The 13,044-nt window shown below is 68.1% G+C and carries 15 protein-coding genes; 8 read left to right on the top strand and 7 right to left on the bottom strand.

Annotation, left to right across the window (positions count from 1 at the left end):
* Window positions 1–174: 174 nt before the first annotated feature.
* Window positions 175–1,155 (bottom strand): cation diffusion facilitator family transporter, encoded by a 981-nt coding sequence (locus LG334_RS09995; RefSeq protein ID WP_404385687.1) that lies wholly within the window; start codon window positions 1,153–1,155, stop codon window positions 175–177.
* A 65-nt stretch (window positions 1,156–1,220) separates the two neighbouring features.
* Window positions 1,221–1,820 carry a pyridoxamine 5'-phosphate oxidase gene (gene pdxH / locus LG334_RS09990; protein ID WP_404385685.1) on the bottom strand — a complete coding sequence of 200 codons (600 nt, stop codon included), beginning with the start codon at window positions 1,818–1,820 and terminating at the stop codon, window positions 1,221–1,223.
* A gap of 220 nt (window positions 1,821–2,040) precedes the next feature.
* Between pdxH and LG334_RS09985 the strand changes: the two genes are divergently transcribed.
* Window positions 2,041–2,535, top strand: a complete 495-nt coding sequence (locus tag LG334_RS09985) for an RT0821/Lpp0805 family surface protein (protein WP_404385683.1) — start codon at window positions 2,041–2,043, stop codon at window positions 2,533–2,535.
* A gap of 147 nt (window positions 2,536–2,682) precedes the next feature.
* The gene (locus LG334_RS09980; RefSeq protein ID WP_404385681.1) at window positions 2,683–3,660 is read left to right on the top strand and encodes a DnaJ C-terminal domain-containing protein; all 978 of its coding nucleotides are present in this window, start codon (window positions 2,683–2,685) and stop codon (window positions 3,658–3,660) included.
* On the opposite strand, the gene LG334_RS09975 is transcribed toward LG334_RS09980, so the two are convergent.
* Both LG334_RS09975 and LG334_RS09970 read right to left on the bottom strand, forming a co-directional pair.
* On the bottom strand, window positions 3,657–4,229 hold the full coding sequence (locus LG334_RS09975; RefSeq protein WP_404385679.1) for a GNAT family N-acetyltransferase: 573 nt from the start codon (window positions 4,227–4,229) through the stop codon (window positions 3,657–3,659). The two genes, LG334_RS09980 and LG334_RS09975, sit on opposite strands and share 4 nt — an antisense overlap.
* A 119-nt stretch (window positions 4,230–4,348) precedes the next feature.
* Window positions 4,349–4,693 carry a DUF1476 domain-containing protein gene (locus LG334_RS09970; RefSeq protein WP_009542005.1) on the bottom strand — a complete coding sequence of 115 codons (345 nt, stop codon included), beginning with the start codon at window positions 4,691–4,693 and terminating at the stop codon, window positions 4,349–4,351.
* A gap of 140 nt (window positions 4,694–4,833) precedes the next feature.
* Here LG334_RS09970 and LG334_RS09965 point away from each other — a divergent pair, with 140 nt between their 5' ends.
* Window positions 4,834–5,589: an NRDE family protein gene (locus LG334_RS09965; protein WP_404385677.1), complete on the top strand. Its 756-nt coding sequence runs from the start codon at window positions 4,834–4,836 to the stop codon at window positions 5,587–5,589.
* A gap of 101 nt (window positions 5,590–5,690) precedes the next feature.
* On the opposite strand, the gene LG334_RS09960 is transcribed toward LG334_RS09965, so the two are convergent.
* Window positions 5,691–5,966 carry a hypothetical protein gene (locus LG334_RS09960; protein ID WP_404385675.1) on the bottom strand — a complete coding sequence of 92 codons (276 nt, stop codon included), beginning with the start codon at window positions 5,964–5,966 and terminating at the stop codon, window positions 5,691–5,693.
* Window positions 5,967–6,320: 354 nt separating this feature from the next.
* Here LG334_RS09960 and purC point away from each other — a divergent pair, with 354 nt between their 5' ends.
* The 5 genes from purC to LG334_RS09935 all read left to right on the top strand — a co-directional run bounded on the left by purC (window position 6,321) and on the right by LG334_RS09935 (window position 10,705).
* Window positions 6,321–7,088 (top strand): phosphoribosylaminoimidazolesuccinocarboxamide synthase, encoded by a 768-nt coding sequence (gene purC, locus LG334_RS09955; RefSeq protein WP_404385673.1) that lies wholly within the window; start codon window positions 6,321–6,323, stop codon window positions 7,086–7,088.
* A gap of 96 nt (window positions 7,089–7,184) precedes the next feature.
* Window positions 7,185–7,427: a phosphoribosylformylglycinamidine synthase subunit PurS gene (gene purS / locus LG334_RS09950; protein WP_009542009.1), complete on the top strand. Its 243-nt coding sequence runs from the start codon at window positions 7,185–7,187 to the stop codon at window positions 7,425–7,427.
* A 52-nt stretch (window positions 7,428–7,479) separates the two neighbouring features.
* Complete coding sequence (purQ, locus tag LG334_RS09945; protein ID WP_404385671.1) at window positions 7,480–8,172, top strand: phosphoribosylformylglycinamidine synthase subunit PurQ; 693 nt, start codon at window positions 7,480–7,482, stop codon at window positions 8,170–8,172.
* Window positions 8,169–10,400, top strand: a complete 2,232-nt coding sequence (gene purL, locus LG334_RS09940; protein ID WP_404385669.1) for a phosphoribosylformylglycinamidine synthase subunit PurL — start codon at window positions 8,169–8,171, stop codon at window positions 10,398–10,400. Before purQ ends, purL begins: the two co-directional genes overlap by 4 nt.
* Before the next feature lie 65 nt (window positions 10,401–10,465).
* Window positions 10,466–10,705 (top strand): BolA family protein, encoded by a 240-nt coding sequence (locus tag LG334_RS09935; RefSeq protein ID WP_404385667.1) that lies wholly within the window; start codon window positions 10,466–10,468, stop codon window positions 10,703–10,705.
* A gap of 454 nt (window positions 10,706–11,159) precedes the next feature.
* Here LG334_RS09935 and LG334_RS09930 read toward each other — a convergent pair whose 3' ends face one another.
* Both LG334_RS09930 and LG334_RS09925 read right to left on the bottom strand, forming a co-directional pair.
* Window positions 11,160–11,582: a response regulator gene (locus LG334_RS09930; RefSeq protein ID WP_009542014.1), complete on the bottom strand. Its 423-nt coding sequence runs from the start codon at window positions 11,580–11,582 to the stop codon at window positions 11,160–11,162.
* Window positions 11,583–11,658: 76 nt separating this feature from the next.
* The gene (locus tag LG334_RS09925) at window positions 11,659–12,960 is read right to left on the bottom strand and encodes a diguanylate cyclase domain-containing protein (RefSeq protein ID WP_404385664.1); all 1,302 of its coding nucleotides are present in this window, start codon (window positions 12,958–12,960) and stop codon (window positions 11,659–11,661) included.
* Between the last annotated feature and the right edge of the window lie 84 nt (window positions 12,961–13,044).

Below are 13,044 nucleotides of genomic sequence, written 5' to 3'. Positions count from 1 at the left end.
CCGGCCTTGCAAGGTCGGCCGAGGATGTGCGTCGGTCCCAGATTTCGCTGGGACGACGATGTTTTCCCTTTGAAAACAATAATTTAACGACCAATCATTTCCTGCAAAACAGGGCTCCGCACCCTCTGGCGGCCACCGGGACGCCCACGCGCCATCAGCCGCCCCGGCACCGCCCTACTCCTTCGGCACTTCGCCCGGCTCCAGCACCTTGTCCTGATAGGCAAGGTCGTCGTGGTGTTCCTCCACGATGCCGACCGGGTCCTGGTGGATGAGCACGTCCGCCTGCGGGAAGACCTCTCGGATCTGGCGCTCCACCTGCTCTGCGATGGCGTGCGCCTTCACCAGCGTGAGGTTGCGGCCCAGTTCCAGATGCAGCTGAATGAACTGCTGCTGACCTGAAGACCGCGTGCGCAGGTCATGGGCGTCGTGAACCATGGGATGCTCGCGGGCGATGGCCAGGATTTTCTCGCGGTCCTCCTCCTCGAATTCGCGGTCCATCAGCAGGTCCAGACTGCTGAGAAAGATGCCCTTGGCGTTCCACAACAGGTAGGCGGCGATGCCGATGGCGAAGATCGGATCGGCATAGGGAAAGCCGGCCAGCGTCGACAGCAGGATGGAAACGATGACGCTGACGTTGATCAGCACATCGCCGGTATAGTGCAGGCTGTCGGCGTTGACCGCGATCGAGTTGGTGCGGCTGACTACATGTTTCTGGTAGAGCACCAGTCCGATGGTCGCGACGATGGCGAAGATCATCACCGCGATGCCCACCCACCCCTGGGTGACGGGCTGGGGGTCCCACAGGCGGCTCGCGGCCTCGAACAGCAGGAAGACCGACGAGCCGGTGATGAAGGCCGCCTGCCCCAGTCCGGCCAGCGGCTCCGCCTTGCCGTGGCCGAAGCGGTGCTCCTCGTCGGCGGGCTGGAGGGCATGACGCACGGCGATCAGGTTGACGATGGAGGCCGCGCTGTCCAGCGCGCTGTCGATCAGGCTGGACAGCAGCGCCACAGAGCCGGTCAGCACATAGGCCACCAGCTTGACCACCACCAGCGTCCCCGCCACCGCCACGGCGGCATAGGTCGCCCGGCGCATGAGGCGGCCGTTGGCGCTGTCGGCGTCCGACGCCACGGCCGCGACGGCAATGTCTTCGCTCATGGTCCCTCTCCCGGTGCGCGGGGCCGATATGACCCCGGCCCGGCATGGGTTTCAAGGGGCAGGCATCAAGGATACAGCCGTTCCGTGCTCCAGTCCTCTTCTTCCGAGGGGCGCGAAAAGACGATGCGGTCGTGCAGGCGGAACGGGCGGTCCTGCCAGAACTCTATGCGCGTCGGCGTCATGCGGAAGCCCGACCAGTGCGGCGGACGCGGCACCTTGCCGATGGCGTACTTGGCGGCAAACTGGGCGACGCGCTTTTCCAGCTCGAACCGACCGGCCATGGGACGCGACTGCTGCGAGGCCCAGGCACCGATGCGGCTGTCGCGCGGGCGGCTGTTGAAGTACTCGTCGGCCTCGGCGTCGGGCACCAGCGCCATCGGCCCCTCCACCCGCACCTGGCGGCGCAGGGACTTCCAGTGGAAGCACAGCGCGGCGTGCGGGTTTTCCAGAAGCTCCCGCCCCTTGCGGCTTTCCAGGTTGGTGTAGAAGACGAACCCCTGCGGATCGAATCCCTTCAGCAGCACCATGCGAATGGACGGGCGGCCGTCAGCGGTGGCGGTCGCCAGCGCCATGGCGTTGGGATCGTTGAGTTCGTGCTCGCCGGCCTCGGCCAGCCACGACTCGAACAGGGCGAAGGGATCGTCGGCTTCATCAAGGGCGCTCATGGGGGCAATCAATCCTTGGTCGGTCAAGCATGGAAACGGGGCAACCGGAGCCTGAAGCGGCCCGTTACGGTGCGACAGGCCCGGATTATGTGGACCGTGCAGGGCATTGAAAAGGGCCGCTTGCCACGGGATTGCCAGGAAGTCCCGACAGCGGGCCGCTATTTTGCCATTATCGGTCGCTATTCCTTACGCATAAACACGTCCAGCGGATTGTGAGGCCATGCTGACACTGACCCGGAAAACCCCCGTCTTCGCCGCCGCCGCCGTCGCCCTGTCGCTGGGCCTGACGGCGTGCCAGGGCATGCAGGACAACCCCAAGCAGACCGCCGGCACCCTGCTGGGCGGCGTCGGCGGCGCCGTGATCGGCAGCCAGTTCGGCGGCGGCACCGGCCAGATCGCCGCGACGGCGGCCGGCACCATGCTGGGTGCATGGCTGGGCAGCGAAGTCGGCTCGTCGCTCGACCGCGCCGACCGGGAATACGCCATGCAGGCCCAGCAGCGTGCCTACACGGCACCCGTCGGCGAGACCATCACCTGGAACAACCCGCAAAGCGGCCACTCCGGCTCCTACACCCCGGTGCGCGACGGCTACACCGACGCCGGCGCCTATTGCCGCCAGTATCGCACGACGGTTAATATCGACGGCCGGGCCGAAACGGCCTACGGTACGGCCTGCCAGCAGCCGGACGGCACCTGGCGCATCGTCGACAGCTGAGGCGGCATCGCCGCGCGTCGGCATCATGCGCCGGGCCGGACCGACCGGCCTGCCTGCAACCGGATGACGCTAGAAGGCGCCCGTGTTCGCACCGGGCGCCTTCGCGCGCGTTGATCCGGCCATCTGACGACGACGGCGAAAGACAGCATGCGCGATCCCTACACCGTTCTCGGCGTCTCCAAAAGCGCCTCGCAGGACGAGATCAAGAAGGCCTACCGCCGCCTGGCGCGGACCATGCACCCCGACCTGCACCCCGGCGACACCAAGGCGGCCGACCGCTTCAAGGAGATCAACGCCGCCCACGGCCTGCTGGGCGACGCAGAGAAGCGCGCCAAGTACGACCGAGGCGAGATCGACGCCGACGGCAACCCGCGTCATCCGGGCTTCGGCGGCGGCGCGGGCGGCGGGTCCTATCGCTGGCGGAACACCGGGGCGGGCGCCGGCGGAAGTCGCACCGGCGGCCCCTTCGGCTTCGACTTCGACACCGCGTTCGGCGACGACGACCTGTTTTCCGACATCTTCGCCCGCGCCAGCCGCGGCCGCGGCGGGCCCGGCGCCGGGTCGCGGCCGCCGCCGCGCAAGGGGCCCGACAGCCACTACCGCCTGACCGTCAGCTTCGCCGAGGCCGCCACCGGCACCACACGGCGCGTGCGCCTGTCCAACGGCAAGACGCTGGACGTCAAGATCCCGCCCCGCAGCGAGGACGGCGCGACGCTGCGCCTCAAGGGCCAGGGCCTGAGCACGCCGGGAGTGGCCACGCCCGGCGACGCGCTGGTGGAGATCACCATCAAGCCCGGCGGCCCCTTCCGCTACGAGGGCGCCGACGACGTGGTCGTCTCCGTCCCCGTGACGCTGAAGGAAGCCGTGCTGGGCGCCAAGGTCACGGTGCCGACGCTCACCGGCAGGGTGGCCGTGACGGTGCCCGAGGGCTCCAACGGCGGCACCACGCTGCGCCTGCGCGGCAAGGGCGCGCCCAAGAAGGACGGCTCGGGCCACGGTGACCTTCTGGTGCGTCTGCAGATCGTGCTGCCCGACCCCAAGGACAAGGCGCTGAAGGATTTCCTGTCGCGCTGGAACCCCGAGGGCGCCGACGAGGACGTGCGCGCCAGGCTGTTCGAGGATTAACGGCCGCGCACCGCGCGCGCCATGAACAGCCGGGTTTCGCCCGAAAGCCCGTGACTGGCCTCCTTCTCGGCGATGCGGCACATTTCGCCGAGCGCCTCTTCCGACAGGCCGGGCGGCGGATCGCCGAACCCGAGCCGCCGGTAGTAGGGCGCGTTCCACGGCACGGCGCGGAAGGTGCGCAGCAGCAGCCAGCGGCCGCCGCGCGCCCGCGCCACATCCTCGGCGGCGTCCAGCAGCCGGGCGCCCAGGCGCCGCCCCTGCAATGCCGGCAGCACGGCCAGTTCCGCCACGTACAGGACATCCGGCCCGACCGGCCGCACCAGCACGAACGCCGCCGGCCGGCGCGCCGGCGGATCGACGGCGGCGCGGGCGACAAGCAGATTTCCCTGCTCGGCGGCTCGCACGTAGACCTCCGCCGGCGCCGCCTGGCCGACCAGCCACGCATGGGCGGTTTCGGCGTAGAGGGCGCTCGCCGCACGCTCGATATCGGGGCAGAACTCCGCCTCCAGCGGATCGGCGAGCTGGATCGGCGGCAGCGGGGAGTCGGTGGGCGCGGCAGGACTCTGCATGATGGCGGAAGCCTAAGGCGCGCGGGCTTGGGCACACAACAAAAAGAACGCGGCCTCCGCCAGAGCGGAAGCCGCGTCTACATCGTGCCGTCCGGCGCCGGGCGCCGGGGCGGGCTTTTCTATTGGGACTTGCCCTGCTCGATCTCCGCCATCATCTGGCGGCGTGCCTCGGCGTGGAACTTGTCCAGCTTGATGCGCAGGCGCCCCTCGGTCATGTCGACGTCATGCTGCTCCAGGTCGCGCAGGACCTTGCGGATGATGTCGTCGTCACCCTTTTCTTCCAGGTCCGCGGCCACCACCGAGCGCGCGTAGGCCTCGGCACCGCCACCGGCCATGCCCATGGCCTCGGCGGCCCACAGGCCGAACAGCTTGTCGCGGCGGGCGTTGATCTTGAATTCCAGCTCTTGGTCATGCTGGAACTTCGCCTCGAAGCCCTTTTCCCGTTCGCTGAAGGCGTCGCTCATGGTAGGCAAATCCCCAGTCGCTTGGTCTTTGAATGAATTGGCGATTCCGCGCTGGGCGCGCAACAGCCGGCGTTGAAATTTCCCGCCCCTTATACAGGCTGCCCACCCCCAGGTGTAGTAATTTTTGGAAGGATAGCCCCATGTGCTCCGTCGTGATCTTGCGCCGCCCCGATCACCCTTGGCCGGTCGTGGTAGCAGCCAACCGCGACGAGATGCGCGACCGCCCGTGGGCGCCGCCCGCGCGCCACTGGCCCGACCGGCCGGAGGTGCGGGCCGGCCTGGACGAACTGGCCGGCGGCACCTGGATGGGCGTCAACGATACGGGCCTGGTCGCCGCGGTGCTCAACCGGGTGAACACGCTGGGGCCCGCGCCGGGCAAGCGCAGCCGCGGCGAACTGGTGCTGGAGGCCCTGGACCACGCCGACGCGGTGGACGCGGTCGAGGCCCTGGCGCACCTGGACCCCGAAGCCTACCGCCCCTTCAACATGGTCATCGCCGACAACCGCGACGCCTTCTGGATAAGGAATGACGGCACCGGAATCACCGCCCATCCGGTCCCCGAGGGCGTCTCCATGCTGACCGCCCACGATCTGGACGACACCGCCCACGACGCGCGCATCGCCCACCACCTGCCCCGCTTCCGCGCCGCGCCCGCGCCCGACCCCGACGCCGGCGACTGGGACGCCTGGGCGGCGCTGCTGGCGTCCAGCGACACGGCGCCGGAGGAACAGGCCTCCAGCGCCATGTGCTTCACCTTGGAGAACGGGTTCGGAACGGTGTCGAGCAGCCTGCTCGCCCTGCCGGCCATCGGGCGCGGCGAGGAGGCGCGGCCGGTCTGGCTTTTCGCAGCCGGCCGACCGGACCGCGCGGCGTTCGAACCGGTGCCGGAGTCCTGACGAACGCGAAGCGGACACCGGCCGCCGCGCCTTATGGCGCGTCAGGCTGCGCGCCGTATGAACGCATCGTCGATGAGCCCGTCGACGCGAACAGAGCCTCGTCAGCGCCCGGCGCCATGCACCGCCGCCACGCGCACGTGCGCGGCCTTGTGGTGCATGGCGTAGCGGGCGACCTCCACCGGGTCGGTCATCACCCCGCCCTCGCCGTCGTCCCACTGGTAGACCAGTGCCGGCGGCAGGTCGAGCGGGCTGACGGTCAGCGACCTGCCGCAGCCGCAGCCCCCGCTCTCGTCGTCGTCATAGGGGATGCGGCGGAACAGACGGGTGGTCTGGCCGAGAATCTTGCCTTCGTAGTGGCTGGTGACTTTGCGGGTCATGGCGCCCTCCCTTTCGTTGAGGGCCGGGCCGTGCTTGGCGGTCCGGTCATTCGACCGTGATGTGAATAGGAAAATTATACGCACAATGTGCGCTTATGTCAAAAGCATTACCGCACAGGGTGCGGCATTCCATAGGATGCAACGTGCAGCAATTTTAGCGCGTACGGCGAGCGGCCCGGCCGCGGCGCCGGGAATGCCGGGCAGCCGCATGGGCCGTTGTACCTTCGGGCGCACCCTGCTATACACCGCGGATCACACCCAGGCGGGCGGGACGGGGCTTCCGCCCGCCCGCTTCGTTTTTCCGCTTCCGCGTCGATAGCTCCGCGCGCGGAAGCCATCCACCGGACGACGGCCATGGCACGACGCAGAATGATTTACGAAGGCAAGGCGAAGGTCATCTTCGAGGGGCCGGAGCCGGGGACCATCGTCCAGTATTTCAAGGACGACGCGACCGCCTTCAACAACCAGAAGAAGGGCACGATCACCGGCAAGGGCGTGCTGAACAACCGCATCAGCGAATACCTGATGAACCGGTTGAATCAGATGGGCGTGCCGACGCACTTCATCCGCCGTCTGAACATGCGCGAGCAGCTGGTGCGCGAGGTGGAGATCATCCCCATCGAGGTGGTGATCCGCAACATCGCCGCCGGGTCGATCTCCAAGCGCTTCGGGATCGAGGAAGGCACCGCCCTGCCCCGCTCCATCGTCGAATACTACTTCAAGAACGACCAGCTGAACGACCCGATGGTCTCGGAAGAACACATCACGGCCTTCGGCTGGGCCACCATCCAGGAACTCGACGAGATCGTCGCGCTGAGCCTTCGCGTGAACGACTACCTGTCGGGCCTGTTCCTGGGCATCGGCATCAAGCTGGTGGACTTCAAGCTGGAATTCGGCCGCCTGTGGCACGAGAACGGCGACATGCAGATCGTGCTGGCCGACGAGATCAGCCCCGACAACTGCCGCCTGTGGGACTCCAAGACCAACGAGAAGCTGGACAAGGACCGCTTCCGCCGCGACATGGGCAACGTCGAGGGCGCCTATCAGGAGGTCGCGCGGCGCCTGGGCATCCTGCCCGAGAGCGGCCCGGCCGACGTGCAGGGCACCGATACCGTGCAGTAAGGTTCCGGGCCGGCCGCCGATAACGCGCGCCGGCCCGTTTCGCGACAGACCGTTACACTCGCAGATGCAGACCGTCAGAAGGAAGGACGTCAGGCCGTGAAAGCCAAGGTACACGTCACGCTCAAGCCCGGAGTTCTGGACCCGCAGGGCAAGGCCGTCTCCCACGCGCTGGACGCGCTGGGCTTCACGGGCGTCGAGGACGTCCGCCAGGGCAAGTACATCGAGGTGGACCTGGCCGAGACCGACCCGGCCAAGGCCCGCGAGGCGGTGGACCGCATGTGCCGCGAGCTGCTCGCCAACACCGTGATCGAGAACTACACGGTCGAGATCGAGGGCTGATCGCCCGCCGGTCCACGCCAGCCGCATTCCTTCGAAAAGGCCGATCGACGACATGAAAGCCGCCGTCATCGTATTCCCCGGCTCCAACTGCGACCGCGACGTGGCGGTGGCGCTGGAGCGGGTCGCGGGCAGCAAGCCCCTCATGCTCTGGCACCGCGAGACCGAGGTGCCCGCAGACCTGGACCTCATCGTCGTGCCCGGCGGGTTCTCCTACGGGGATTACCTGCGATCCGGCGCCATGGCCGCGCACTCCCCCGTCATGGCGGGCGTGAAGGCCGCCGCCGACAAGGGCGTGCGGGTGCTGGGCATCTGCAACGGGTTCCAGATCCTGACCGAGTCGCACCTGCTGCCCGGCGCGCTGATGCGCAACCGCGACCTGAAGTTCATCTGCAAGGACGTCCACCTGAAGGTGGAAAGCGCCGGCAGCGACTTCACCCGCGGCTACACCGACGGGCACGTGGTGCGCTATCCGGTGGCCCACCACGACGGCAACTTCTTCGCCGACGACGCGACGCTGGCCGCCATCGAGGACGCCGGCCAGGTGGCCTTCCGCTACTGCCAGCCCGACGGCACGGTGGACGCCGACGCCAACATCAACGGCAGCCGCAACAACATCGCCGGCCTGTTCAACCGCGACCGGAACGTGCTCGGCCTGATGCCGCACCCGGAACGCCTGATCGACAAGCACCTGGGCGGCACCGACGGCGCGCCCATGTTCAAGTCCCTGCTGGAGGCCCTGTCGTGAGCGAGATCACCCCCGAGGTCGTCGCCCAGCACGGCCTGACCAACGACGAATACACCCTGGTGCTCGACATCATGGGCCGCGAGCCCAACCTGACGGAGCTTGGCATCTTCTCCGTCATGTGGTCGGAGCACTGCTCCTACAAGTCGTCGAAGAAGTGGCTGAAGACCCTGCCGACGGAAGCCCCCTGGGTCATCTGCGGGCCGGGCGAGAACGCCGGCATCGTCGACATCGGCGAAGGGCTGGCGGCCGTCTTCAAGATGGAAAGCCACAACCACCCCTCCTTCATCGAGCCCTACCAGGGCGCGGCGACGGGTGTGGGCGGCATCCTGCGCGACGTCTTCACCATGGGCGCGCGGCCCGTGGCGAACCTGAACGCGCTGCGCTTCGGCGCGCCGGACAACGCCAAGACCAAGCACCTTGTGGCGGGCGTCGTCGCCGGCATCGGCGGCTACGGCAACTGCGTCGGCGTGCCGACCATCGGCGGCGAGACCAACTTCCACGCCAGCTACAACGGCAACATTCTGGTCAACGCCATGACGGTGGGCATCGCGCCCGCCGACAAGATCTTCTATTCCGCCGCCGCCGGCATCGGCAACCCGGTCGTCTACGCGGGATCGAAGACCGGGCGCGACGGCATCCACGGCGCCACCATGGCGTCGGCCGAGTTCGACGAGAAGTCGGAGGAAAAGCGCCCCACCGTCCAGGTCGGCGACCCGTTCACCGAAAAGCTGCTGATCGAGGCCTGCCTCGAGCTGATGGCCACCGACGCCATCGTCGCCATCCAGGACATGGGCGCGGCCGGCCTGACGTCGTCGTCCTTCGAGATGGCGTCCAAGGGCGGGCTCGGCGTCGAGCTTGAGCTTGATCGCGTCCCCATGCGCGAAGAGGGCATGACGCCCTATGAGCTGATGCTGTCGGAAAGCCAGGAGCGCATGCTCATGGTGCTCAAGCCCGGCAAGGAGGACCTGGCGCAGGCCATCTTCCACAAGTGGGAGCTGGACTTCGCGGTCATCGGCCACCTGACCGACACCGGCCGCATGGTGCTGAAGTGGCACGGCGAGACCGTCGGCGACCTGCCCATCGACCCGCTGGCCCAGGCCTCGCCCGAATACGACCGCCCCTACGAGGTCAAGCGCGAAACCCGCGGCATCCGCGCCAACGAAACGCCGGAAGTGCCCTGGGCCGATGCGCTGAAGGGCCTGGTCGGCTGCCCCGACCTCGCCAGCCGCCGCTGGATCTGGGAGCAGTACGACCACATGGTCATGGGCGACACCGTCGTGCGCCCGGGCGGCGATGCCGGCGTCGTGCGCATCCACGGCACCAACCGTGGCCTCGCCGCCACCACCGACTGCACCCCGCGCTACGTCCAGGCCGACCCGGTCGAGGGCGGCAAGCAGGCCGTGGCGGAAGCCTGGCGCAACCTGACCGCCGTCGGCGCGCGACCGCTGGCGATCACCGACAACATGAACTTCGGCAATCCCGAAAAGCCCGAGATCATGGGCCAGTTCGTCGGCGCCTGCCAGGGCATGGCGGAAGCCTGCAAGGCGCTGGACTTCCCCGTCGTGTCGGGCAACGTCTCGCTCTACAACGAGACCGCCGGCCAGCCCATCATGCCGACCCCTGCGATCGGCGCGGTCGGGCTGATCGACGACCTGGACCGCATGGCGACCGTGCCCTTCAAGGCCTCCGACGAGATCATCGTGGTGCTGGGCGAAACCCTGGGGGAACGCGGCTCGGGCTGGATCGCCAACTCGCTGTACCTGCGCGAGCTGCTGAACCGCGAGGAAGGCGCGCCGCCGCCGGTGGACCTGGCGCACGAGCGCAAGGTAGGCGACTTCGTGCGCGGCCTCATCCGTGCCGGCAGCGTCACCGCCTGCCATGACGTTTCCGACGGAGGGCTGATGATCGCGCTGGCCGAAATGGCCATGGCGTCGGGCATCGGCTTTGAAATCACCTGCGATCCCGGGCCGCGCCACGCCTACCTGTTCGGCGAGGACCAGGGGCGCTACATTGTAACGGTGAAGGAAAACGATGTGCCGGCGGTCACCGGCTCTGCCGAGAAGGCGGGCGTGCCCGTTCGCGTCCTCGGCTACACCAACGGCGACGCCATCGTCGTCAACGGCGAGGCCGGCCCGACGGTGAGCGAGCTGCGCGCCATCAACGAGCGCTGGCTGCCCGAACTGATGTCGGCCGAGGTGGTCGAACCCGGCGGCGTGCCGGCCGAATAACCCCGACCCCGGCGGCCTTCGCGGAAGCGCGCGGGCCTCGGGTCCCAGACTGGAGATGCATGCCCATGGCCATGGAAGCCGCTGAAATCGAGAAGCTGATCAAGGAAGCCTTTCCCGACGCGGAAGTGACCATCGAGGACCTGCGCGGCGACGGCGACCACTACGCCGCCCTGGTCGTGTCGTCTGCCTTTGAGGGCAAGAGCCGGGTGCAGCAGCACCAGATGGTCTACGGCGCCCTGAAGGGCAAGATGGGCGGCGACCTCCACGCCCTCGCCCTGCAGACCCAGACGCCCGCGCCGGGCTGAGGCCTGGGGCGATGCTGGTAACGGAAACGGCCGGGCGATGTGCCCGGCCGTTTCCGTTGGAGCGCTGACGCGCTTGGGGCGGTGCCCCAAACCCCGCTGTTTCCTTGAGCGCGGCGCGCCCACGGCCGCTGTCTCGGAGCGCGGGATGCCGGCGGGCTTCGGACCAGCGGACGTCCGCCGGTCGACGCAAGAAGAATGCCGCAGGATGCCTAAACACTGGTGGTGGGGCCCTGCTTTCTTTCGCAGGGGCGACGGGTTTTTTTAACATTGCTGCGAAGCAGGAATCCACGGCCGCTGCGAGCCGCCCGTCAAGGCCGCCGTGGGGCCGATGCCGTCCCGCCAACTCCCCGCAACCTCCGCCTCAAGTCGCAAAAAACTGGAGGGTTCGGAAGGCTGCGCCTCCCGAGCGGGAGCGAGCGGCAGCCCGCGCGGGGGAGCCGCTCACCGCCGCCGTTCACGCCGTCGGCGGCAGCTTCACCAGCGAGCACCAGAAGTCCTCGATACCCTTCACCACGTCGATGAAGCGGTCGAAGTCCACCGGCTTGACGATGTAGCAGTTGGCGTGGAGTTCGTAGGAGCGGGAGATGTCGGTTTCCGCCTGGCTGGTGGTCAGCACGATCACCGGCAGGCGGCGCAGCAGCGGGTCTTCCTTGATTTCGGCCAGCACCTCGCGGCCGTCCTTGCGGGGCAGGTTGAGGTCCAGCAGCACCAGGTCCGGGCGCGGAGCGGATTCGTACGGTGCCTCGCGCCGCAAAAAGGACATCGCCTCGATGCCGTCCTGCACCACATGGAGTTGGGTCGGGATGGTGCCTTCCTTGAAGGCCTCGGCGGCAAGCCGGGCGTCGCCCGGGTTGTCCTCGACCAGCAGTATGTCCATCGTACCCGCGACGCTCCCGTTCAGGGCCATTCCCGCTCGTGCTCCATAGGGCATGAAGTTCAACCTGCTTCTGTGCTTATTGGACCGCGAGATGCGGCCGTTCGGGTGTGTTGCGCGAGGCGGAATAGAACCGGTAGCGGTTCTTGCCCGCCCTTTTGGCGCTGTACATGGCCTGGTCGGCGCACCGCACCAGGTCTTCCGCCGCCGTCGCGTCGGCGGGATAGACGGCAATGCCCACCGAGGCCGAAACCTCCGCCTCGCCGGCCGACAGGGTGTAGGGCTCCGCCACGGCGGCAACGATCTTCTCGGCCACTCGGGCGGCGTCCTGGGTCTCGCGCACTTCGGTCAGCACCACGGTGAACTCGTCGCCGCCAAGCCGCGCCACCTCGTCGGACACGCGCACCGTGCCGCGCAGGCGGCGGGCGACTTCCTTCAGCAGCTCGTCGCCGACGGCGTGGTCCCAGCGGTCGTTGACCTCCTTGAAGCCGTCCAGGTCGATGAACAGCACGGCGCAGGCCCGTTCCATGGAGCTGGCGCGCTCCACGCTGTCTTCCAGCACATGCATGAACAGTTGCCGGTTTGCCAGGCCGGTCAGCGGATCGCGCGTCGCCTGACGCAAAAGCTCGGTCTCGGCCTTCTTGCGGTGCGTGATGTCCGACAGAATGGCGACATAGCCCGTGATGCCGCCCTGCTCCCCGGCCACGGCGTTTATGCGCAGCCACTCCGGATAGACCTCGCCGTTCTTGCGGCGGTTCCAGATTTCGCCCTCCCACGCGCCATTGGCGTCGAGCGAGGCCCAGAGATCGTCGTAGAATTCCGTGTCGTGCACGCCCGAGGACAGCACCTGCGGCTTGTGCCCGATGACCTCGTCGGGCTGATAGCCGGTTACGCGGGTGAAGGCCGGGTTGACGCGGATCACCCGCCAGCCGGCGTCCATGACCATGATCCCCGTGTCCGTGCACTTGAAGGCGGCCTCGGCCAGCAGCAACTGCTTGCGGGTGCGGTGACGCTCGATGGCATACAGGATGGACCGCTTGAGCAGCATCCCGTCGGCCCGGCCCTTGGTCAGGTAGTCCTGCGCACCCGACTGCAGGGCGGCCAGCGCGACTTCCTCGTTGTCCAGGCCTGACAGCACGACCACCGGCACGTCCAGCCCGGTCTTGCGCAGACCCTCCACGGTTTCCAGTCCCTGGCTGTCGGGCAGCGACAGGTCGAGCAGCACGCATGCGAACTCCTCCTGCTTGACCAGTTCGCAGGCGTCCGTCAGCCGTTCCACGTGCGTCAGGTGGAATTCCGACCCGGCCTCCTCGGCCAGCAAAACCTGGATCAACCGGGCATCGCCCGGGTTGTCCTCGACAAGCAGGATGTTCGTCCCCATCGGCGTGTCCGACCGCCCCCTGTGAAACCCGCCGCGACGACCGGAACCGGCCCCATCCGGAGGATGACCGTCGCGGGAAAACGT

Origin of the sequence: Caenispirillum salinarum (assembly GCF_044803115.1) — a bacterium.
In the GTDB taxonomy this organism is placed as follows: Bacteria; Pseudomonadota; Alphaproteobacteria; order Rhodospirillales; family Rhodospirillaceae; genus Caenispirillum; species Caenispirillum salinarum_A.
This window is presented reverse-complemented; position numbering and strand designations above follow the sequence as displayed.